Raw genomic sequence first — 21,268 nt, forward strand, 5'->3', positions numbered from 1 at the left:
AGCGGGTGTCGTACGGCGCGCGGGCGATCACCGCGGGCGGGCTGCTGTCGCTGCCCAGGCTGGTGTTCCCGGGCGGCGCGCTGGTGGGCGACGACGCGGGTTTCCTGAACGCCTCGCGCATCAAGGGCTCGCACGCCGCGATCAAGACCGGCATGCTCGCCGCCGACGCCGCGTTCGACGCGGTGCAGGCGGGCCGTCAGGCCGATGAACTCGCGGCCTATCCGGAAGCGTTCAAGACCTCGTGGCTCTATACCGAGCTGTACCGTGCGCGCAACTTCAAGCAGTGGATGAGCAAGGGGCTGTATCTGGGCACGCTGATGGTGGGGCTCGAGCAGAAGGTGCTGGGCGGCAATGTGCCGTGGACGCTGCATCACCGGCATTCGGATCACGAGATGCTCAAGCCCGCCTCGCAATGCAAGCCGATCGTGTACCCGAAGCCGGACGGCAAGCTGACGTTCGACCGGCTCTCGTCGGTGTTCATCTCGAACACGAATCACGAGGAGAACCAGCCGGCGCACCTGACGCTCAAAGACCCGTCGGTGCCGGTGAACGTGAATCTGGCGACGTACGCGGGCCCGGAAGCGCGTTACTGCCCGGCCGCTGTTTATGAATTCGTAAAGAACGACGACAACACGGAGCGGCTTGTGATCAATGCGCAGAACTGCGTGCACTGCAAGACGTGCGACATCAAGGACCCGACGCAGAACATCGTGTGGGTCACGCCCGAAGGTGGCGGTGGGCCTAACTATCCGAATATGTGATCCGGCTGCACTGTGATGCAGTAAAAAGAGTAAAAAGCCCCGCGACCGAGCGGGGCTTTTTGTTTCTCGGCGCCTGCGCCATTCGCCGTACGAAAGCGCTACACAGCGTGCTGACTTCAGCGCATCAAGGTGCGCTTGCCGCGATCTTCGGCGTGGCGACGACGACATCGCCACATTGCGCGCGATGCCGCAGCGCGTGATCGATCATCACCAGCGCGAGCATCGCTTCCGCGATCGGCGTCGCGCGGATGCCGACACACGGATCATGACGTCCGAACGTTTCGACGATAGCCGGTTGCCCCGCCTTGTCGATCGAGCGACGCGGCGTACGGATACTCGACGTCGGCTTGATCGCGATCGAAACCGTCACATCCTGCCCGCTCGAAATACCGCCGAGCACGCCGCCGGCGTGATTGCCGACGAAGCCTTCCGGCGTCAGTTCATCTCCATGTACCGAGCCGCGTTGCGCGACGCTCGCGAAACCCGCGCCGATCTCCACACCCTTCACCGCGTTGATGCCCATCATCGCGTGCGCGATATCGGCATCGAAACGGTCGAAGAGCGGCTCGCCGAGCCCCACCGGCACGCCCGATGCCACCACATTGATGCGCGCGCCGATCGAGTCGCCATCCTTGCGAAGCGCGTCCATATATTCTTCGAGCTGCGGGACGATGTCGGCGTTCGGCGCGAAGAACGGGTTCTCCCGCACGTGCGACCAGTCGACGAACGGCACGTCGATCTCGCCCAGCGCGCTCATGTAGCCGCGAATTTCGGTACCCAACTTCTCGCGCAGCCATTTCTTCGCGACGGCACCGGCCGCGACGGCCGGTGCCGTCAGACGCGCCGACGAACGGCCGCCGCCGCGATAGTCGCGGATACCGTATTTCTGCCAGTAGGTGTAATCGGCGTGCCCCGGCCGGAACGTATCGGCGATGTTGCCGTAATCCTTGCTGCGCTGGTCCGTGTTGCGGATCAGGAGCGCGATCGGCGCGCCGGTGGTCGTGCCTTCGAAGACGCCCGAGAGAATCTCGACCTTGTCCTCTTCCTGGCGCTGCGTGACATGACGCGACGTGCCCGGCTTGCGGCGATCGAGTTCGAACTGGATATCGGCTTCCGTCAGCGCCATTCCCGGCGGACAGCCATCGATGACACAGCCGATTGCCGGACCGTGCGATTCGCCAAAGGTCGTGACGGTGAAAAGCGTACCAAGGGTATTGCCGGACATGAGCGTCGTCCAAAGAAAGGCGGGGAAGCCGCTATTATGCCAGCCCGTCCGCCTGAACGCGCCCTCCGGCGAGCGGCGCGGGCCCTGTTCGAATGCCCGCCGCCCGCTGGAAACACGCAGCCGGACCTGGCCGCGAGGCACACCCGGCGATCGTGGCGCCGCGGCTATTTACGCGCGCCGCGCAACTCCGTCACGACCTGCTGCAAACCTTCAGGCGTAACGGTTACCGGATCGAGCGGCTCGCCGACCGCGAGCGTCAGACGGCTCATCACGCCTTTGCGGACCGGCCGGGGCAGGTGCGTGGCCTCATGCCGCGAAAACACGCTGCCCCACAGTCCGCGCAACGCCATCGGGATGACCGGAACCGGCGTGCGCTGGATGATTTCGCTCACGCCATGCCGGAACGGATTCAGATCGCCCGTACGCGTCAGCTTGCCTTCGGGAAAGATGCACACCAGATCGCCTTCGGCGAGCGCTTTCGCACAGGTCTCGTAGGCGCGCGTGAGCATCTCCGGGTTCTCGTGCGCGGGTGCGATCGGGATCGCCTTCGCCTGACGAAACAGCCATCCGGCAAACGGCGAGCGAAAAATCCGGTAGTCCATCACGAAACGGATCGGCCGCGGGCTTTCCGCCATGATGACGACCGCATCGAGATAACTCACGTGATTGCACACGAGCACCGCGCCGCCCTCCTCGGGGATACGTTCGGCGTGCACGAGGCGGATGCGATAAAACGTGTGTACCAGCAGCCACGCGATAAAACGCAGCAGAAACTCCGGCACGAGCGAATAGATGTAGGTGGCGACCACGATATTGAGTATCGCCGTCACGAGAAAGATGCCAGGAATGCCGACGCCCGCCGCACTCAGCGCAACCGCCATCAGCGCCGACACGATCATGAACAGCGAATTCAGAATATTGTTCGCCGCGATGATGCGCGCGCGATAGCCGGGCTGGCAGCGGCTCTGGATCAATGCGTAGAGCGGCACGCTGTAGAAACCGCCGAACATCGCGAGCAGGAAAAGATCCGCGAGGATACGCCAGTGCGGCAACAGCGAAAGAAACTCGCCGACGCCCAGCAGATGCGCGGCCGGCGGGATCGCGTGGCTCGCGAAGTAGAGGTCGATGGCGAACACGCTCATGCCGATCGAGCCGAGCGGCACAAGACCGATCTCGATGCGTCGTTTCGACAGCCGTTCGCAGAGCAGCGAGCCGATGCCGATACCGATCGAGAACGTGCCGAGCAACACCGTGACGACATCCGGGTTTGCCGAGAGCACGTCTTTCGCGAAGCTGAAAAACGACGACAGGAACGTGGCGCCGACGAACCACAACCACGAAATGCCGAGCAGGCTCAGGAACACCGTGCGGTCTTCGCGGGCGAGTTTCAGATTGCGCCACGTTTCGCTGACCGGATTCCAGTTGATGGGCAACTCCGGATGCGGCGCGGCCGACTCCGGCACGGCACCCGACACGAGCCGCCCGACCAGTGCAATCGCCACGCAGCCACACGCGAGCACCACGGCACCGTGTTCCACAAAGCCCGCAGCCGCTCCGCCGACGATCGTCCCGATCAGGATCGCGACGAACGTGCCCATCTCGACCATCCCGTTACCGCCGACAAGTTCCTGTTTCGACAGATGCTGCGGCAGATACGCGTATTTCACTGGACCGAACAGCGTGGAATGGACGCCCATCAGGAACGTGCAGACATACAGCAACGCCGCGCTGTGGAACACGAATCCTGCTCCGCCGACCAGCATCACGCCGATCTCGAACGTTTTCACGAAGCGCGTGAGCATCGCCTTGTCGTACTTGTCGGCGATCTGCCCCGAGGTGGCCGAGAACAGCACAAACGGCAGGATGAACACGGCCGAAATCAGAAACGCGGCCGTCTTCGCGTCGACGCCTGAAAACCGCGCGGTCTGAAACGTGACCAGCGACGAGAAGCCGATCTTGAAGACGTTGTCGTTCATCGCACCGAGAAACTGCGTCCAGAAAAACGGCGCGAAACGGCGCTCCCGCAGCAGGCGGAACTGCGATTCGTGCTCCCCGCCAGGACGACTGGCGCGACGGACTCCAGGTAACGGACGATCGTTCATGAAAACGGTAACCAGGACTTGAGGTAAGGGCGACCAGCGGCCTGCGCGGACACAAAAAAAGCGCACGCTTTCGCGCGCGCTTTCTGCTCAGATTCCATTTCTACTGCAGCGACGCATTGAACGCGGACGGCGATCTATATCTATGCCCGCCCGCTGCGGCGAACGCTCAACGCGACTGTTCCTGCTCCTGCTCGGGCCAGTCGCGGATATACGCCTTCAGCATGCGGTTCTCGAAACCCTGTTCCTCGACGACCGCCCGGGCAACGTCATAGAACGAGATCACGCCCATCAGCGTGCGACTTTCGAGCACGGGCAGATAACGAACGTGATGCTCGATCATCATGCGGCGGACTTCGTTCACATCCGTTTCCGGCGTACAGGTAAGCGGATGGTCGTCCATGATCTTGCGGATCGTCGACGTGCCGACGCTGCCGCCATTTTCGCGCAGCGTGAGAATGATTTCGCGGAAGGTCAGCATGCCGACCAGATCGCCGTATTCCATGACGACCAGCGAGCCAATATCGTGCTCGGCCATTGTGTTGACTGCTTCGCTCAGCGCGGTATCGGGCGTGACGGTGAAAAGTGTATTGCCCTTGACCTTGAGGATGTCGCTGACTCGCATGATTGTCTCCTGTAATGCCGTAAAGCCTGACTGACTTTCGATCCTAGCGGAAAGGGGTGCAAAAGGAAAGCGGGCAAACCGCATGCGGACGCGCCCGGGCCCCGGTGATACGATGGCCCCCACTTTCATCCTTCGCCGGGCCACCCGTGGCTCCGCCGCTCACGATGTCCGCCAACCGTTTCGACACGCTTGCGCTGCATGCCGGCGCTGCCCCCGACCCGACGACCGGCGCCCGCGCCACGCCGATCTACCAGACCACCTCGTTTTCGTTCCGCGACGCCGACCACGCCGCATCGCTCTTCAACATGGAGCGCGCCGGCCACGTGTATTCGCGGATGTCGAACCCGACCGTCGCCGTCTTCGAGGAGCGCGTCGCCGCGCTGGAGAACGGTGCCGGCGCGATCGGCACCGCCAGCGGCCAGGCCGCCCTGCACCTTGCGATCGTCACGCTGATGGGCGCTGGCTCCCACATCGTGGCATCCAGCGCGCTTTACGGCGGTTCGCACAACCTGCTGCACTACACGCTCCGGCGTTTCGGCATCGAGACGACGTTCGTCAAACCGGGCGACCTCGACGCCTGGCGCGCCGCGCTGCGTCCCAATACACGGCTGCTGTTCGGCGAAACGCTCGGCAATCCGGGCCTCGACGTGCTGGATATCGCCGCAGTCGCGAGCATTGCCCATGAGCACCGCGTGCCGTTGCTCGTCGATTCGACGTTCACGACACCGTACCTCATCAAGCCGTTCGACCTCGGCGCCGACTTCGTCTACCACTCGGCGACCAAGTTTCTCGGCGGACACGGCACGACGATCGGCGGCGTGCTGGTGGATGGCGGTACATTCGACTTCGAGGCGTCCGGGCGCTTTCCCGAATTTACCGAGCCGTACGAAGGCTTTCACGGCATGGTGTTCGCCGAGGAAAGCACCGTCGCGCCGTTCCTGCTGCGCGCCCGCCGCGAGGGCCTGCGCGACTTCGGCGCGTGCCTGCATCCACAGGCCGCCTGGCAGCTGTTGCAGGGCATCGAGACGCTGCCGCTGCGCATGGAACGCCACGTCGCGAACACGCGCAAGGTGGTCGCGTTTCTGGCCGCCCACGCGGCGGTGCAATCCGTCGCGTATCCGGAACTGGAATCGCATGCCGACCACGCGCTCGCGAAACGTCTTTTGCCGCGTGGCGCGGGCGCGGTATTCAGCTTCAACCTGCGGGGCGACCGCGCCGCTGGGCGCCGGTTCATCGAAACGCTCTCCCTCTTCTCGCACCTCGCGAACGTGGGCGACGCGCGCTCGCTCGTCATCCATCCCGCGTCCACGACGCATTTCCGCATGGACGCCGCCGCGCTTGCCGCAGCCGGGATCGCCGAAGGCACGATCCGGCTGTCGATCGGCCTCGAAGATCCCGACGACCTGATCGACGATCTCAAGCGCGCGCTGAAGGCGTCGCAGAAATCCGCCGGTACAGGCGCGGCGAAAGACACCGCGAAAGGCACTGCAAGCAACGGGGCGGCAACCCCACCCAGGGAAGGCGGCGCGCGCAAGGAGTCCGCATGATTCTCGACGTTCACGGCCAGCCCGCGTACGCCTACACCGGCGGCAAACCGTTCGATCCGGCGCTCCCAACGGCCGTGTTCATTCACGGCGCCGAACACGACCACAGCGTATGGGCGCTGCAGACCCGCTACTTCGCGCACCACGGCTTCGGCGTGCTCGCGGTCGACCTGCCGGGTCATCACCGCAGCCGCGGGCCCGCGTTGCGCGACATCGGCGCCATGGCCGACTGGCTGGCCGCGCTGCTCGACGCGGCGGGTGTCGCGCGCGCGTTCTGCGCCGGCCACAGCATGGGCTCGCTCATCGCGCTCGATTTCGCCGCGCGCTACCCCAAGCGCGCGACCCATCTCGCGCTGCTCGCCACCGCCGCGCCCATGACTGTTTCCGATACCCTGCTCGACGCGGCGGCGAACCGCGAACCCGACGCCATCGCGATGGTCAACCAGTGGTCGCACTCGACCTTCGCCGCCAAGCCGTCGTGTCCCGGGCCGGGCTTCTGGCTGCACGGCATGAACCAGCGGCTGATGGAGCGCGTCGCCGCCACCGGCGAGCCCCGCCTCTTTCACACGGACTTCAGCGCCTGCAACGCCTGGACGGAAGGCATCGCGCGGGCAGCGCAGGTGCGATGCCCCGTGCGGTTGATTGTCGGGTGGCGCGACGCCATGACGCCGCCACGCGCTTCGCGCACGCTCGCCGACGCGTTTGCGCGCGCCGGTGCCGCCGTCGACACTGTCACGCTGGACGCGGGGCATGCGCTGATGTCCGAGCAGCCGGACGCAACGCTCGACGCCCTGTTCACATTTGCATCCCGCGCCGCGCCGAACCCCTGAACCTGCGCGACAGCCACCACGATAGCGAATCGCAGCGGCGCGCACCATCGGCCGGACGGCCAGGTTGCGCCCTTGATCCGTTAGCAGCACAATGAATTCAGTTGTCCGGCAGCACGTGCATGGCGCACGCGACGTGTAACGGCCGGGCATGGAAGAAACGGAGGCGATGATGGCACACACCACTCATACCGGTCACTTCGCGAGTTTCGCGGAGTTCTATCCGTTCTACCTGGAAGAGCATCGTCACCCGGTATCGCGCCGGCTGCATTTCGTGGGCTCGCTGGGTGTGATCGGCTTTCTTGCGATGGCGCTCGCCACCGGCGGCTGGGTATGGCTGCCGGCCGCCCTCGTCTGCGGCTATGGCTGCGCGTGGATCGGGCATTTCTTCTTCGAGAAGAATCGCCCCGCCACCTTCCGGCATCCGGTTTACAGCCTGATGGGCGACTGGGTGATGTTCAGGGACATCTGCACCGGGAAAATCCCGCTTTAGCGGGATAGCAGAATAATGACGAGCGACGAACCGTTCGGGCCGTAGCCGTAATCGCGACGCTCGTCGAACTACGCCGTCTGATGCGGCATCGCCCGCCGCTGTGCGTCGTCCCCGGCGCTGTCGGACGCGCGTGCGGCGGCCCGCGTCAGCAGCAGCGAAGCAAGCGAAATGTCGAGTTTGTCGTTATCGAGTGCGGCGAGCAGCGATGCGCCATCCACGCGCGTCGAATCGAGATTCAACTGGTACTCCAGTTCCGGGCGGTCGATGACGAACATCGCGAACAGGTGCGCAACGGTAATCTGGTTCGGGTTCGCGAGCAGCAGAAAGTGCGGCTGCGCGCCGTTTTCCTCCAGGTGCGCAACCCACTCGCGGTTTTCGAGTTCTCGCGTGATACGGATGGTCGTATCCATATCGCGACGAAGCATGCGCGCGAGCTGCTGGATCGTGTAGCCCGGCTTGCCGGCTTCACGGGCTTCGGAGAGCCGTGCCAGAAGTTCGAGTCCGTCGAACAGGTCGCTGCCGGGAAACTGCGGCCGGTGGAACTGGCCGGTGCGGATGGCCGGCAACGCCGAGGCGATCATCGCGCCCGCCAGCGTGACGAACCAGCTGAGATACATCCAGAGCAGGAACATCGGCAGCGCGGCGAACGCGCCGTAGACGGCCGTGTACGTTGGAATGCGCCGGATGTAATAGCCAAAGCCGCGTTTCGCGAGTTCGAAGGCGAGTGCGGCGCACAGGCCGCCGACCACCGCGTCGCGCCATTCGACCCGGCAGTTCGGCAGATAGACGTACAGCATCGTGAACGCGAGCGCGGTGAGCGGCAACGCCGCACCCGTCAACGCCCATTCGATCACGGTCGGCACGTGCTGCGCGCCGGTGAACGCCATCGACTGCGTGAAGAGATAGGAGGAAATCGACAGGCTGAAGCCGATCAGCAGCGGGCTCAGCGTGAGAATCGCCCAGTAGACCAGCACGCGCTGCGCGAAAGGTCGCGGCTTGCGCACGCGCCAGATCACGTTGAAGGCGGATTCGACCGTCATCATCGTCATCACCGACGTGAGGAACAGGAAGATCATGCCCATCGTCGTCAGGCCTTTAGCCTTCGACGCAAATTCGTTCAGCCAGTTGAAAATCTGGTTGTTGATCTGCGCGGGCATCAGATGGTCGGCGAGAAAATCCTGCAGCGACACCCGGAACGACGCAAAAATCGGAAATGCGGTGAAGAGAGCAAACGCGACCGTCGCGAGCGGGACTATCGCGAGCATCGTGGTGAACGTGAGGCTGCCGGCCACCTGCGGAATACGGTCTTCGCTGCTGCGTTGCGCGGCAAACTGCGCAAGACGCCGGACTACGTCGAGATCGACACGCATTCTGGACAACAAAAGCACCTCCTTCGCCGCGCGAAACCGCCCGCCGCGCAACGTGCGCGCGGACCCAGCCCCTATAATACCCGCTCACCGACGAGGCCTATGAAAGACATTCTTGTGCTCTATTACAGCCGTCACGGCGCCACGCGCGAGCTTGCGCTGGCGATCGCACACGGCATCGACAGCGTGCCGGGCATGCAGGCGCGCGTGCGTACCGTGCCGCCCGTTTCGACCGTCTGCGAGGCGACCCAGCCGGACATTCCCGCCGGGGGCCCGCCGTATGTCGAACTGCGCGATCTCGAGGAATGCGCCGGGCTCGCGCTCGGTTCTCCCACCCGCTTCGGCAACATGGCCGCTTCGCTTAAATATTTCCTCGATGGCACGACACCCCAGTGGCTTTCCGGCGCGCTCGCTGGCAAGCCGGCCTGCGTGTTTACGTCGACGGGCAGCCTGCACGGCGGGCAGGAAACCACGCTGCTTTCCATGATGCTGCCGCTCCTTCACCACGGCATGATGATCCTCGGCATTCCGTACACCGAGAGCACGCTCACCACCACGCAGACCGGCGGCACACCCTACGGCGCGTCGCATTTCGCGCGCGCGGGCTCGGCCGGACAGGGTATTTCCGCCGACGAAAAAACGCTCGCGATCGCGCTGGGCACGCGCGTTGCCCGGGCGGCTTCGATGATGAGCGAGCGGCCATGAACACACCGCATGTGCCGCCCGCCGGCCTCACTCCAGCACCCGAGCCATCGACCGCGCCCGTTAGCGCGCCGCGCGGCTTCGCGCACGGCGCCTCGGTGACGCTGATCGCGCTGATCGTGTTGTCGATCGCGTGGGAATGGTGGCTTGCGCCGCTGCGTCCAGGCGGCTCGGCGCTCGTGCTGAAGGCCGTGCCGCTGTGTTTCGCGCTGGGCGGCGTGCTGCGCCATCGCGTGTACACCTTGCAATGGGCTTCGATGCTGGTGCTGCCTTATCTCGCGGAAGGCATCGTGCGCGGCATGACCGATGCGGGCCTGAGCGCACGGCTCGGCTGGTTCGAAACGGTGCTCGCGGGCGTTTTCTTTGTCTGCGCGCTCGGCTACGTCGCGCCCTACAAACGCGCGGCGAAGCGCGCGAAGAAAGCCGCCGTATGAACAGCCGTAATGCGCACGCCACGCACGCCACACACGTGGAAAATCGGCTGAAACAGATATGCATGCCGGTCGCATGCATCGCGCACGCAAGACAGGAACCCACGCCCGAAGCCCGCAATACACACTGACCGACCATCATGACTCAACCTGCTGAAGCCTCCCGCCATCACACGTTCGTCGACGCATGCCGCGCGACCATTGGCGCCGCGCACGTCCTGACGGACCCGCACGACACCGCGCCGTACGTCACCGACTGGCGCCGCCGCTACACCGGCGCCACGCTTGCGGTGCTCTGCCCGTCGTCGGCCGGGGAGGTGGCGGCGCTCGTCAGGCTTGCCGTCGAACACCACATCGTGATCGTCCCGCAAGGCGGCAACACCGGACTCGCCGGCGGCGCAACACCCGACAGCAGCGGCGAGCAGGCCGTGCTGAGCCTGAAGCGCCTGAACCGCATTCGCGATATCGATCCGCACAACAACACGATCACCGTCGAAGCAGGCGTCGTGCTCGCCGACGTCCAGGCCCGCGCGCAGGAAGCCGGCCGTCTGTTTCCGCTCAGCCTCGCGGCGGAAGGCAGCTGCACGATCGGCGGCAATCTCGCGACGAACGCGGGCGGCACTGGCGTCCTGCGTTACGGCAACACGCGCGAACTGTGTCTCGGCCTCGAAATCGTCACGGCGCAAGGCGAACTCTGGGACGGCCTGCGCGGGCTGCGCAAGGACAACACCGGCTACGACCTGCGCGACCTCTTCATCGGTGCCGAAGGCACGCTCGGCATCATCACCGCCGCTGTCATGAAGCTGCATCCGCAACCGGCCGCGCGCGTCACGGCGCTCGCGGCGCTTGCGTCGCCGCATGCGGCACTCGAATTTCTCGCGCTCACGCAGCGCTTTGCCGGACCGCTGCTGACCGGCTTCGAACTGATGTCGGATTTCTGTCTGAAGCTCGTCGGCAAGCATTTCCCGCAGATGCGCTATCCGTTTGCAGAATCGCACGCACAGGCCGTGCTCCTCGAACTGTCGGACAGCGAGAGCGAGGAGCACGCGCGCGCGCTCTTCGAACGGCTGATGGAACACGCGCTCGAAGAAGGCCTCGTCGAGGATGCGGTCGTCGCGGAAAACATCGCCCAGTCGCGGGCGTTCTGGAACCTGCGCGAACATATTCCGCTCGCCCAGGCCGAGGAAGGACTGAACCTCAAGCACGATATCGCCGTGCCGGTTTCGCGCATCGGCCACTTCATCGATGAAACCGGCGCGGCGATCGCCGAGCACGTGCCGGGCGCACGCATGGTGACGTTCGGCCACCTCGGCGACGGCAATCTGCATTACAACGTGCAGGCGCCCGAAGGTGTCGACGCAAAGGCGTTTCTGACGCAGTATCAGACATCGATCGCCCGCATCGTGTACGACAGCGTGCACCGGCATCGCGGCAGCATCAGCGCGGAACACGGCCTCGGGCAGCTGAAAATCGACGAGGCGATGCACTACAAGCAACCCGTCGAGGTTCAGCTGATGCGCACCCTGAAGGCCGCGCTCGATCCGCTCAATCTGATGAACGCCGGCAAGGTGATACGCTGAGGTCCGGCGCATCGATCTTGAAGGAGGAGCCGTGCCTGTGAAGATCCGTGTCCTGTCCGACCTGCATCTCGAAAGCGACGAGCCCGAAGTGATCCCCCATGCGAACGCGGATCTGGTGGTGCTCGCCGGCGACATCCACAATCACGCGCTCGGCCTGCGCTGGGCGGCGGAAACGTTCGATGACGCGGTGCCCGTCATCTACGTGCCGGGTAACCACGAGTACTACGACGGCGAGTTCGGCGCGCTGGAGTCGGCCATGCACGACGCGGCGCATGCGGTCGATAACATCCACTTCCTGAACAATGCTTCGCTGGTCGCCCCCGACGGCCGCTGGCGCGTGCTCGGCACCACGTTGTGGACCGACTTCGCGCTCTACGGCACGAGCGACGAGGCGCGCGCGGAGTCGATTGCCGCGGCCGAGCGCGTGATGCTCGACTTCCGCGGACTCATCCAGCTCACCTGGCCAAACGCCCAGGATGCCGGTAACGAAGACGGTAACGCCGCCGGCCCACGCGACTTCACACCCGCCGATTCGCTCGCGCTACACAGGAACGCACGCGCCTGGCTCGAGGCGGAACTGGCGAAGCCGTTTGCCGGCAAGACGATCGTCGTGACCCACCACGCGCCGCACCGGCTCAGTCTCGCCGCCCGTTACGCCGACGACCGCGTGTCGGCCGGCTTCGTCAACGATCTGCCGGAACTCGTCCGGGCACCCGCCGCGCTGTGGATCCACGGGCATACGCATACCGCGTTCGACTACACGGTGAACGGCACGCGCGTGGTGTGCAACCCGCGCGGCTATATCGACCGGCGCACCCGCAAGCTCGAAAACCCCGATTTCGCGTGGGACAAGGTGGTGGAAATCTAGCGCCGCGGTTCCCATGCGTGGTTCTTTCCGACGCTGCCATTGCGGGAACCTGAAACGATGGCGCGCAACGACTGCGTGCCGGCGGGCGAATTCGTGTGGTATCGCGTGGGCGGCGATGTCAACCGCCTGCCTGGCGGCAAACAGCGTCTGATCGAAGTCTTACCGTGACCAGACGTCACGAACGCAGGCGATCCGGTCAGCGAATGTCGGAACGGTCTGAACGAACGGGACGGGACACCTTGAGCGGCACGAGTTGGGGTTGCGGGCGCAGGGTGCGCAGCAGATTGCGCCCGGCGGCGATTCCGATCAGTCCGAGCATGACGGCAATGCCGACGAGCAGATGCGTATCCATGAAATTCCTCTTCGTCCGGTTCAGGTGATGCGATTGATTCGGGTGCTGCGTGTACACATCAGATCGATCGGTGCACCCGCCACACGTTAGCAAATCGATTCGCGCGAAGAAGTAAGGAAGTGTTGCGGTGCGCCACGGGTGTAACAGCGCGCAACCGCATGCGCACGTCCGGCTAGACAGTCACAACGCGGTCACACGCGTAGTCAAGTCCGCGCGAAACGGCGCAACTCGGCCTGATCGGTGGCAAGCGTCGCCGGCAGTTCATCGCGCATGAACTCGACCCACGTGCGGATTTTCGCGTCGAGATACTGGCGCGAGGCGTAGAGCGCGTACACGTTCATTTCCTGCGACGTGTATTCCGGCAGGATCCAGACAAACTCACCGCTACGCAGGCCGCTGATCGCCGAGTAGATCGGAATCAGGCCGATGCCCATGCCTTCGCGCACCGCCACCGCCATCGCTTCGGCGACGTTCACCTGAAACGTCGCCGGACCGAGGAACACGGATTCCTGGCCGTTGGGGCCATCGAAAATCCATTCGTCGGACGGGAAAACCGGCGTCATCATCTGCAGGCAGGTGTGTTTTGCGAGATCGGCCGGCGTTTGCGGAATGCCATTGCGCTCCAGATACGCCGGCGACGCGCAGGCGATGCTGAACGCGCTGCCGAGTCGCTGCGAAACGAGACCGGAATCGGGCAGGCCGGTCGCGAGCGTGAGGGATACGTCGTAGCCTTCGTCGAGCAGGTCAGGCATGCGCGGGGCGAGCGTCAGCTCGACGTGCACATCCGGATATCGCTTCTGATAACGACCGACGGCGGGCACGACGTAGTGCTGGCCGAAGCTCGTCATCCCGTGTATTTTCAGCTTGCCGGACGGACGGGCGTGCGCGTCGCCCGCCTCCGCTTCCGCCTGGTCGACATAAGCGAGAATCTCCTCGCAGCGCTGCAGATAACGCTCGCCCGCTTCGGTCAGCGCGATGCGCCGCGTCGTGCGGTTGAGCAGCCGCGTGCGCAGGTGCGCTTCCAGATCGGACACCGCGCGGGAACAATAGGCCGTGGTGGTATTAAGGTGCTGCGCGGCGCCCGTGAAGCTGCCTGCTTCCACGACCCGGACAAAGACGCGCATGTTTTGAAGCGTATCCATATATCCTTCCTTTAACCCGGTCGATTGTTACATGAATCGCAAGAACGATTATCTCAATTCCCGTAAAAATGCCTTTCACTTTTACGGGTTATTCAGTAATCGCTGAAAAAATATAATGACGCACAGTGTTCTATAGTCATTTGAGGAGCAAATCGTGCAGTCTCCGGTATCGAAATGGATCGTTGCGCTCAGCGTTCTTACGATCTCATTAATAATCACCGGCTGTGCCAATACCGGAGGCATCGCGCCGCAGGCGCAGGGGCTCGATTCATCCACGCTCGACGCCGGCGCGGCGATCCGCACGGCCAACGCGGACGCGAAATGGCCCGACGCCAGGTGGTGGCGCGCCTATAACGATCCGCAACTGAACGCATGGGTGGCCGCCGCGCAGGCAGGCAATCCGACGCTCGCGGTCGCCCAGGCGCGCGTGCTTCAGGCGCGCTCGCTCGCGGGCGTGGTTGCCTCGGCGCTCTCGCCGCAGGTGAAGGGCGATCTGTCGATCCAGCGCCAGCACTGGCCGGACAATGTCTATTACGGTCCGGGCCCGCTCGCCGACGCGAACACCTGGAACAACACCGGCACGATCAGCCTCTCGTACAACCTCGACCTGTGGGGCCACGATCGCAACAACGCCGAACGCGCGCTGGACATGGCGCACGCGTCAGCCGCCGACGCCCGCGCCGCCCAGCTCGAACTCGAAGCGAACGTGGTGCGCACGTACGTGCAGATGTCGATGAATTACGCGCTGCTCGACATCGCGAAATCGACGGTCGACCAGCAGCAGCGCATTCTGGATCTCGCGACGAAGCGCCTGAAAGGCGGCCTCGGCACACAGCTCGAAGTGAGCCAGGCCGAAACGCCGCTGCCGGAATACGAACGTCAGATCGACGCCTACGAAGAAGCGATCGCACTCGGGCGCAACCAGCTCGCCGCACTCGCGGGCAAGGGCCCAGGCGCGGGCGAAGCGATCACGCGCCCGACCATCGGGCTTGCGGCGCCGGTCGGCCTGCCCTCGACGTTGCCGGCCGAACTCATCGGGCACCGGCCGGACGTCGTGGCCGCCCGCTGGACGGTCGCGGCACAGGCGCGCGGCATCGACGTCGCGAAGGCCGACTTCTATCCGAACATCAATCTGCTCGCGTCGGTCGGCGGCTTTGCGGCGGCAGGCCCGATGTTCCAGTTCCTGCACGCGGCGAACGGCGGATGGACGGCCGGCCCCGCGCTGTCGCTGCCGATCTTCGAGGGCGGCCGGCTGCGTGCGCAGCTCGGTGCGGCGTCCGCCGGCTATGACGCAGCCGTCGATCAGTACAACCAGACGATCGTGAGCGCGCTGAAGGATATCGCCGACCAGATCGTGCGCATGAAGTCGCTCGAAACACAGGCGAAGGACGAACAGCGCTCCGTCGATGCCGCGCGCCGGAATTTCCAGCTGTCGGCGGAGGGTTACCGGCGCGGCCTGACCGACTACCTGAACGTGCTGATCGCGCAGACGCAACTGCTGCGCGCCCAGGAAGGCGTTGCGCGCGTGCAGGCCGAACGGATCGGCGTGCAGGCTTCGCTCGTGACCGCCCTCGGCGGCGGCGTCATCGAACCGGAAGACGGCCCCGATACCACCGAGACGCTACCGGCGCATGGACGCGGCAAGAAGACGCCGGCACCGGCCACACCGGTTGCATCGACGACACCCGGCGCGGCGACCGCCGCCACGCCGCGGCCGGTCAGCACGGTGTCACCGAAGTAAGCGCGGCGCTCCCATGTCCACACCGCTTTCCTCCGCCCCGTCGCCGCTCGCCGCGTTCTACACGGCCGCTGCCGACTGGGCCCGCACCGACGGCCGCACCTGGATCTACATGTTCAAGGCGATCGCCGCGGCGCTGCTCACGCTCGGCATTGCGATGAAGCTCGACCTGCCCCAGCCGCGCACTGCGATGACGACCGTGTTCGTCGTGATGCAGCCGCAAAGCGGGATGGTGCTCGCGAAAAGCTTCTACCGGATCTGCGGCACGCTCGTCGGGCTTGTCGTGATGCTCGCGCTGCTCGGACTTTTTTCGCAGCAGCCGGAGCTTTTCCTGCTCTCGACCGCGCTCTGGGTCGGCATCTGCACGGCCGGCGCGGCGCGTAACCGCAATTTCCGCTCGTATGGCTTCGTGCTCGCGGGCTACACGGCGGCGCTGATCGGCATTCCGGCCTCGCAGCATCCGGACGGCGCGTTCCTGTCGGCGCTCACGCGGGTGGCCGAGGTCACGCTCGGCATCCTGTGTTCGGGCGCCGTCAGCGCGCTTGTGTTTCCGCAGCATGCGGGCGAACAGATGCGCTCTACCGTGCGCGCACGCTTCAGCGCGTTTGTCGAATACGTGTCCGGCTCGCTGTCCGGCCGCGTGCCGCGCGAGCAGATCGAAGCGACGAACGCGCGCTTCGTCGCCGATATCGTCGGCTTCGAGGCGACCCGCAGCGTCGCAGTGTTCGAAAGCCCGGAATCGCGGATGAAAAGTGGGCGCCTGTCGCGGCTGAACAGCGAGTTCATGACCGCGTCGACACGTTTTCATGCGCTGCATCAGTTGATGAACCGTCTGCACAGGACGGCCGCCGCCGAAACCATCGCCGCGCTCGAACCGTACTTCAAGGAAATCGCGCCGCTGCTCGCGAAATCGGGCGCGGGCGAGCCGGTGCTGACCGCGAGCGACGCCGAGCACGCCGCCGCGCAGCTCGAAGCGTACAAGGCGGCGTTGCCGAAGCGCATCCGTGCGACGCGCGCGGAACTCGAGACGAAACCCGAGTGTCCGCTGCTCGATTTCGACACGGCGAGCGAGCTGCTGTATCGCTTCGTCGACGATCTGCATGCCTACGCCGCGACGTACGCGTCGCTGGCCGTCGATACGCATGAGCGCGAACGCTGGATCGAGCGCTACGAGCCGAAGACCAATCCGGTCGCGGCGGGCATCGCGGGCCTGCGCGCGGTCGTCGTGATGCTGGTGCTCAGCGCGTTCTGGATCGCGACCGCGTGGCCGAGCGGCACGACGCTCGTACTGAATGCGGCGGCGATCTGCGCGCTGGCGTCGTCGTCGCCTTATCCGACGCGCACCGCGTTCCAGATGGCGGCGGGCACCGTGCTCTCGACGGTCATGGGGATGATCGTCATGTTCGGCATCTATCCGCACATCGACGGCTTTCCGCTGCTCGCCCTCACGCTCACGCCGTTCCTGCTGCTGGGCGTGTTCATGACGACGCGGCCGAAGCTGGCCGGCTACGGCGTCGGCTATTGCATTTTCTTCTGCTTCCTGGCGGGGCCGGACAACCTCATCCACTACGACCCGACGAGCTTCATGAACGATGCGCTCGCGCTCGTGATGTCGCTGCTGGTGTCGTCGATTGCGTTCGCGGTGCTGCTGCCGCCGTCGACGCCGTGGCTGCGCAACCGGCTCTTTCACGATCTGCGCCGCCAGGTGCTGCTGAGTTGCCACGGGCGGCTCGCGCGCCTGCGCTCGCGCTTCGAGAGCGGCGCGCGCGACCTGATGTTCCAGATCAACGCGCTCGCCGAGGGCGAGCCCGAACTGAAGCTGAAAACGTTGCGCTGGCTCTTCGCGGTGCTGGAAGTGGGCAACGCGATCATCGATGTGCGCAATGAACTCGCGACGCTGCCCGCCGATCCGCGCTACGCCGGATCGACGCCGTGGCGGGTTGCGATCCGCACGATGCGCGACTCGCTCGCGGCGCTCTTCGATCATCCGCGTGCCGACCGCATGGACGAAGCACTGCTCGCCAACGCCGACGCGATCGCGTCGACGCAACTGGTGCTCGCGACGTTCACGCCGCCGCGCGAGGAACGCCACCAGCTGCAACGCATTCTGAGTCATCTGCATTTCATACGTACCGCGCTGCTCGATCCGCAGTCGCCGCTGGAGGCACTGGTGGGCGAGCGCGACGAGACGCTTGAGGGAGAACGCCATGCCGCGTGAAATTTCCGTCCTGGACGCCTATATACCGGCCATCGTGCTGCTGTTCATTGGCGGTGCCGCGATCACGTGGGTGCTGGACCGCGTGATCGCGTGGACGGGTTTGTACAGCATCGTCTGGCATCCATCCTTATTCAGGGCGAGCCTGCTCGTCTGTGTGTGCGGGGTGCTTGGCCTCGCCGTTTATCGTTGATCAGAGTCGAAACATGACCATCCGGAAAATCATTGGCTTTATCGCGACGCTTGCGATCTTTGCAGTCGCGATCTTTATTGGCCGCGCGCTGTGGGTTCACTATATGGACGAACCGTGGACGCGCGACGGGCGTGTGCGCGCCGAAGTGATCAACATCGCGCCGGACGTCTCGGGCGCGGTGGTGGAACTGCCCGTACACGACAACCAGCTCGTCAGGAAGGGCGACCTGCTGATGCAGATCGATCCGTCGCATTACCAGATCGCGGTCGAACAGGCGCAGGCGGCGGTTGCGGCGCGCAAGGCGGAACTGCAGGCACGTCGCGACGATGCGCAGCGGCGGGCGGATCTGGACAGCCTGGTCGTATCGAAGGAAAGCCGCGAAAACGCTTCACATTCCGCAGCGGCGGCAGAAGCGCAGTATCAGCAGGCGGTTGCCGCGCTGGATGCGGCGAAACTGAATCTGGAGCGCACGCGGGTGGTGGCGCCGGTGGATGGATATGTCACGAACCTGTCGGTGTATCGCGGGGATTACGCGACGGCGGGCGCCGCGAAGTTCGCGATCGTCGATAGTCATTCGTTCTGGGTTTATGGGTATTTTGAAGAGACGAAGCTGCCGCGGGTCCGGATCGGCGACAAGGCCGAGATACGGTTGATGAGTGGTGGCGTGTTGCACGGGCATGTCGAAAGCATTTCCCGCGGGATTTACGATCGCGATAATCCGCAAAGCAGGGAGCTGCTCGCTGATGTGAATCCGACTTTCAACTGGGTTCGGCTGGCACAGCGGGTGCCAGTTCGAATTCGGATTGATCAGGTGCCTGATGGGCTTGTTCTTTCTGCTGGCACTACTTGTACTGTTGTTGTTACGCCTCGTTGAAGCTGGTTTTGTGTTGCCCCTTTGGCGGGGCGGCATTTTGTTTTTCTGGCTTTTTGGCCTTTCCTTGGTTTGCTTTTGGTCTATTGGCGTTGCCCCTGTGCGGGGCGGCACCAATAGACCGACATGAATGCAAGGAAAGGCCAAAAAGCCAACAACAAAAGACCCCTATACCGCCAGCCGGAACTTCCCAACCATTCCTTTAAGCGCCTTCGCCTGATCATCAAGCGACCTTGCGGCAGCAGTAGCCTGCTCCACCAGCGCGGCATTCTGCTGTGTCCCGGAATCCATCTGGGTAACAGCGAGATTGATCTCTTCGATCCCGGAGCTCTGCTCGGCGGACGCCGCCGAGATCTCCCCCATGATGTCCGTCACGCGCTTCACCGCCTTCACCACCTCATCCATCGTCTGGCCAGCATCGTGCGCCAGCGTAGATCCATTGCCGACGCGCTCGACCGACGCACTGATCAGCGTCTTGATCTCCTTCGCAGCCGCAGCGGAACGCCCGGCAAGATTTCTAACCTCGCCAGCGACAACCGAAAACCCGCGTCCGTCCTCACCCGCCCGCGCCGCTTCAACCGCCGCGTTCAGCGCGAGAATGTTCGTCTGGAATGCAATGCCCTCGATCACGCCGATGATGTCGCCAATGCTGCGCGCGCTATCGTTGATCGCACTCATCGTCGCGACGACGCGACCCACCACCTCGCCGCCCTTCTCCGCAATCTCCGATGCATTGTTCGCCAGCGTGCTCGCCTGCTTCGCATTGTCCGCGTTCTGACGCACCGTCGACGTCAACTCCTCCATGCTGCTCGCCGTGCGCTCAAGCGCAACCGCCTGCTGCTCGGTGCGGCGCGACAGATCGAGATTGCCCATCGAAATTTCACCCGATGCCGCCGCGATCGCTTCAGCACTCGCCGCAATATCCGCAACCGTCGTCGATAAACCGGTCTGCATGTCGCGTAGCGCGGACAGCATGCTCGACGTGTCCTTGCGCCCCAGCACGATGTGATTCGACAGATCGCCCGCCGCGATGCGGCTCGCGATTTCCTTCGCGTACACCGGCTCGCCACCCAGCTGGCGCGCAAGACGCCGCACCACCCATTCGCTCACGAAAAACGCGAGCGCCATCAGCGCAATCGTCATCACGGCCATCATCACGAACGACGAGCGGTAAATGAACGCGGACGCCTCGATGGTCGCTTTCGCAGCCTTGCCGCGCTGGGCAACGAGTTCGTCGACGAGCTTCTCAAGCTTGCCGGTCTCGACCAGCAGCGACACGTCCTGCGTGCCAACCTGCCAGTTCATCTGAGAAAGATCGAGCGGCTGCGCCTTCACGAGCGTCACGAACGCACGCAGGTCGCCACTCCACGTCTTCACGGCGGCCGCGAATTTCTTCTGCTGCGCAACGGCCACGCCGTCCGACGGGTCGACGTACTGCTGCAATGTATTCAGTTCGGTATTGATCGACGAAAGACCCGTCTCGATGTCGCTGCCAAGTTCGTCGCGCTCCTTGCCGGTGGTCGCGGTCAGCAGCATTTTCTGCGCGCGGCTTGCACGCAGCACGTAACCGCGCGCTTCCTCGGCGGCTCGGCTCGCGACGTGACCCTGATCGTAGATCGACCGCGTCGAGCCATTCAGACGGCTGATCTGTGTCAGCGAAAACACGCCGATCGCCATCGTGCCGATCAGCAGCAACGCAAATGCCAGCCGCAGAGTAGCCTTCACCGAAAGCCCCGAAAGACGGCCCGCGCGCTGGCGCGTTTGCGAGGTGCCCTCCGCCCGGCCGCTGTTCGCCCTCAAACCTGCACCCGACTTTGAATCTGCCTGCGCGTCTGGTTGCCTGCCCAGCGAAACTGCTTTCATTCTTTCATTCCCCCGCTTCCGAATGCCGACTGCCGGAAAGGTCCGTTCCGGCATTTCTGCTTGTCTATCCGGGTCTACGGCAACATCCGCTGCGATCTTTAATGCCGCTCAGATGGGCCGCCCCGTGCCACCCGGCCTCGTGAGCCGCGTGTCCGCGCTGGGTTTATACACGTCCAAAAAGTCAGCCGGAAGCATTTGCCGAAATAAAAGCCCACTATTCGGGACGTTTTTGCACCGTTTTGGCGCAATTCGTCGACAAGTCGCTGTCCGATTCGCGACAAATCTTGGCCGGACAATTCTTCCCAGCCAAACTACACTGTCAGCACTAGCAGATAAAAACCGGCAAGAAAATCCCGATAACTGCGTCCTGAT

Annotated in this window: 19 protein-coding genes; 12 read left to right on the plus strand and 7 right to left on the minus strand. The window is 64.3% G+C overall.

The features are described 5' to 3' along the window. On the plus strand, positions 1 to 761 hold a 761-nt coding region (locus LPA34_RS04375), incomplete at its 5' end, for an electron transfer flavoprotein-ubiquinone oxidoreductase (protein WP_228975330.1). 124 nt (positions 762 to 885) lie between these two features. On the opposite strand, the gene aroC is transcribed toward LPA34_RS04375, so the two are convergent. The 3 genes from aroC to LPA34_RS04390 form a co-directional block, all read right to left on the minus strand. Further along, on the minus strand, positions 886 to 1,986 hold the full coding sequence (aroC, locus tag LPA34_RS04380) for a chorismate synthase (RefSeq protein WP_228975332.1): 1,101 nt from the start codon (positions 1,984 to 1,986) through the stop codon (positions 886 to 888). 164 nt (positions 1,987 to 2,150) lie between these two features. After that, positions 2,151 to 4,088, minus strand: a complete 1,938-nt coding sequence (locus LPA34_RS04385) for an MFS transporter (RefSeq protein WP_228975334.1) — start codon at positions 4,086 to 4,088, stop codon at positions 2,151 to 2,153. 166 nt (positions 4,089 to 4,254) lie between these two features. After that, on the minus strand, positions 4,255 to 4,710 hold the full coding sequence (locus LPA34_RS04390; protein ID WP_228975335.1) for a CBS domain-containing protein: 456 nt from the start codon (positions 4,708 to 4,710) through the stop codon (positions 4,255 to 4,257). A 164-nt stretch (positions 4,711 to 4,874) separates the two neighbouring features. Here LPA34_RS04390 and LPA34_RS04395 point away from each other — a divergent pair, with 164 nt between their 5' ends. The 3 genes from LPA34_RS04395 to LPA34_RS04405 all read left to right on the plus strand — a co-directional run bounded on the left by LPA34_RS04395 (position 4,875) and on the right by LPA34_RS04405 (position 7,574). Beyond that, on the plus strand, positions 4,875 to 6,257 hold the full coding sequence (locus LPA34_RS04395; RefSeq protein ID WP_228975339.1) for an O-acetylhomoserine aminocarboxypropyltransferase: 1,383 nt from the start codon (positions 4,875 to 4,877) through the stop codon (positions 6,255 to 6,257). After that, positions 6,254 to 7,084, plus strand: a complete 831-nt coding sequence (locus LPA34_RS04400; protein WP_228975341.1) for an alpha/beta fold hydrolase — start codon at positions 6,254 to 6,256, stop codon at positions 7,082 to 7,084. The genes LPA34_RS04395 and LPA34_RS04400 overlap by 4 nt, the downstream gene beginning before the upstream one ends. A 169-nt stretch (positions 7,085 to 7,253) precedes the next feature. Continuing rightward, complete coding sequence (locus LPA34_RS04405; RefSeq protein ID WP_228975690.1) at positions 7,254 to 7,574, plus strand: DUF962 domain-containing protein; 321 nt, start codon at positions 7,254 to 7,256, stop codon at positions 7,572 to 7,574. A gap of 68 nt (positions 7,575 to 7,642) precedes the next feature. On the opposite strand, the gene LPA34_RS04410 is transcribed toward LPA34_RS04405, so the two are convergent. Then, positions 7,643 to 8,944 carry a YihY family inner membrane protein gene (locus LPA34_RS04410; RefSeq protein WP_324251705.1) on the minus strand — a complete coding sequence of 434 codons (1,302 nt, stop codon included), beginning with the start codon at positions 8,942 to 8,944 and terminating at the stop codon, positions 7,643 to 7,645. Between the two features lie 99 nt (positions 8,945 to 9,043). Between LPA34_RS04410 and wrbA the strand changes: the two genes are divergently transcribed. The 4 genes from wrbA to LPA34_RS04430 all read left to right on the plus strand — a co-directional run bounded on the left by wrbA (position 9,044) and on the right by LPA34_RS04430 (position 12,522). Continuing rightward, on the plus strand, positions 9,044 to 9,646 hold the full coding sequence (gene wrbA / locus LPA34_RS04415; RefSeq protein WP_228975346.1) for an NAD(P)H:quinone oxidoreductase: 603 nt from the start codon (positions 9,044 to 9,046) through the stop codon (positions 9,644 to 9,646). Then, positions 9,643 to 10,077: a DUF2069 domain-containing protein gene (locus LPA34_RS04420; protein ID WP_228975348.1), complete on the plus strand. Its 435-nt coding sequence runs from the start codon at positions 9,643 to 9,645 to the stop codon at positions 10,075 to 10,077. Before wrbA ends, LPA34_RS04420 begins: the two co-directional genes overlap by 4 nt. A gap of 137 nt (positions 10,078 to 10,214) precedes the next feature. After that, entirely contained in the window at positions 10,215 to 11,654 is a 1,440-nt protein-coding gene (locus tag LPA34_RS04425; RefSeq protein ID WP_228975350.1) for an FAD-binding oxidoreductase, read from the plus strand. Between the two features lie 37 nt (positions 11,655 to 11,691). After that, positions 11,692 to 12,522: a metallophosphoesterase gene (locus LPA34_RS04430; RefSeq protein WP_228975352.1), complete on the plus strand. Its 831-nt coding sequence runs from the start codon at positions 11,692 to 11,694 to the stop codon at positions 12,520 to 12,522. A gap of 196 nt (positions 12,523 to 12,718) precedes the next feature. Here the strand turns inward: LPA34_RS04430 and LPA34_RS04435 are convergent, their stop codons facing one another. Together LPA34_RS04435 and LPA34_RS04440 are read right to left on the minus strand one after the other, a co-directional pair. Next, positions 12,719 to 12,874, minus strand: coding sequence for a hypothetical protein (locus tag LPA34_RS04435; protein ID WP_228975354.1), 156 nt, complete (start codon positions 12,872 to 12,874; stop codon positions 12,719 to 12,721). Between the two features lie 203 nt (positions 12,875 to 13,077). Further along, positions 13,078 to 14,016: a LysR family transcriptional regulator gene (locus LPA34_RS04440; RefSeq protein WP_228975357.1), complete on the minus strand. Its 939-nt coding sequence runs from the start codon at positions 14,014 to 14,016 to the stop codon at positions 13,078 to 13,080. A gap of 154 nt (positions 14,017 to 14,170) precedes the next feature. On the opposite strand from LPA34_RS04440, the gene LPA34_RS04445 reads away from it, so the two are divergent. From LPA34_RS04445 to LPA34_RS04460, 4 genes are read left to right on the plus strand one after another with little or no spacing between them, the layout of a single operon-like run. After that, on the plus strand, positions 14,171 to 15,757 hold the full coding sequence (locus LPA34_RS04445) for an efflux transporter outer membrane subunit (protein ID WP_228975358.1): 1,587 nt from the start codon (positions 14,171 to 14,173) through the stop codon (positions 15,755 to 15,757). 13 nt (positions 15,758 to 15,770) lie between these two features. Beyond that, entirely contained in the window at positions 15,771 to 17,972 is a 2,202-nt protein-coding gene (locus LPA34_RS04450) for an FUSC family protein (RefSeq protein ID WP_228975359.1), read from the plus strand. Beyond that, positions 17,962 to 18,162, plus strand: coding sequence for a DUF1656 domain-containing protein (locus LPA34_RS04455; RefSeq protein ID WP_228975364.1), 201 nt, complete (start codon positions 17,962 to 17,964; stop codon positions 18,160 to 18,162). The genes LPA34_RS04450 and LPA34_RS04455 overlap by 11 nt, the downstream gene beginning before the upstream one ends. Before the next feature lie 13 nt (positions 18,163 to 18,175). After that, positions 18,176 to 19,036 carry an efflux RND transporter periplasmic adaptor subunit gene (locus LPA34_RS04460; protein ID WP_228975692.1) on the plus strand — a complete coding sequence of 287 codons (861 nt, stop codon included), beginning with the start codon at positions 18,176 to 18,178 and terminating at the stop codon, positions 19,034 to 19,036. Positions 19,037 to 19,201: 165 nt separating this feature from the next. Here LPA34_RS04460 and LPA34_RS04465 read toward each other — a convergent pair whose 3' ends face one another. Next, positions 19,202 to 20,896, minus strand: coding sequence for a methyl-accepting chemotaxis protein (locus LPA34_RS04465; RefSeq protein ID WP_228975367.1), 1,695 nt, complete (start codon positions 20,894 to 20,896; stop codon positions 19,202 to 19,204). Positions 20,897 to 21,268 lie beyond the last annotated feature (372 nt).

Origin of the sequence: Paraburkholderia gardini (assembly GCF_907164575.1) — a bacterium.
Classification (GTDB): Bacteria; Pseudomonadota; Gammaproteobacteria; order Burkholderiales; family Burkholderiaceae; genus Paraburkholderia; species Paraburkholderia gardini.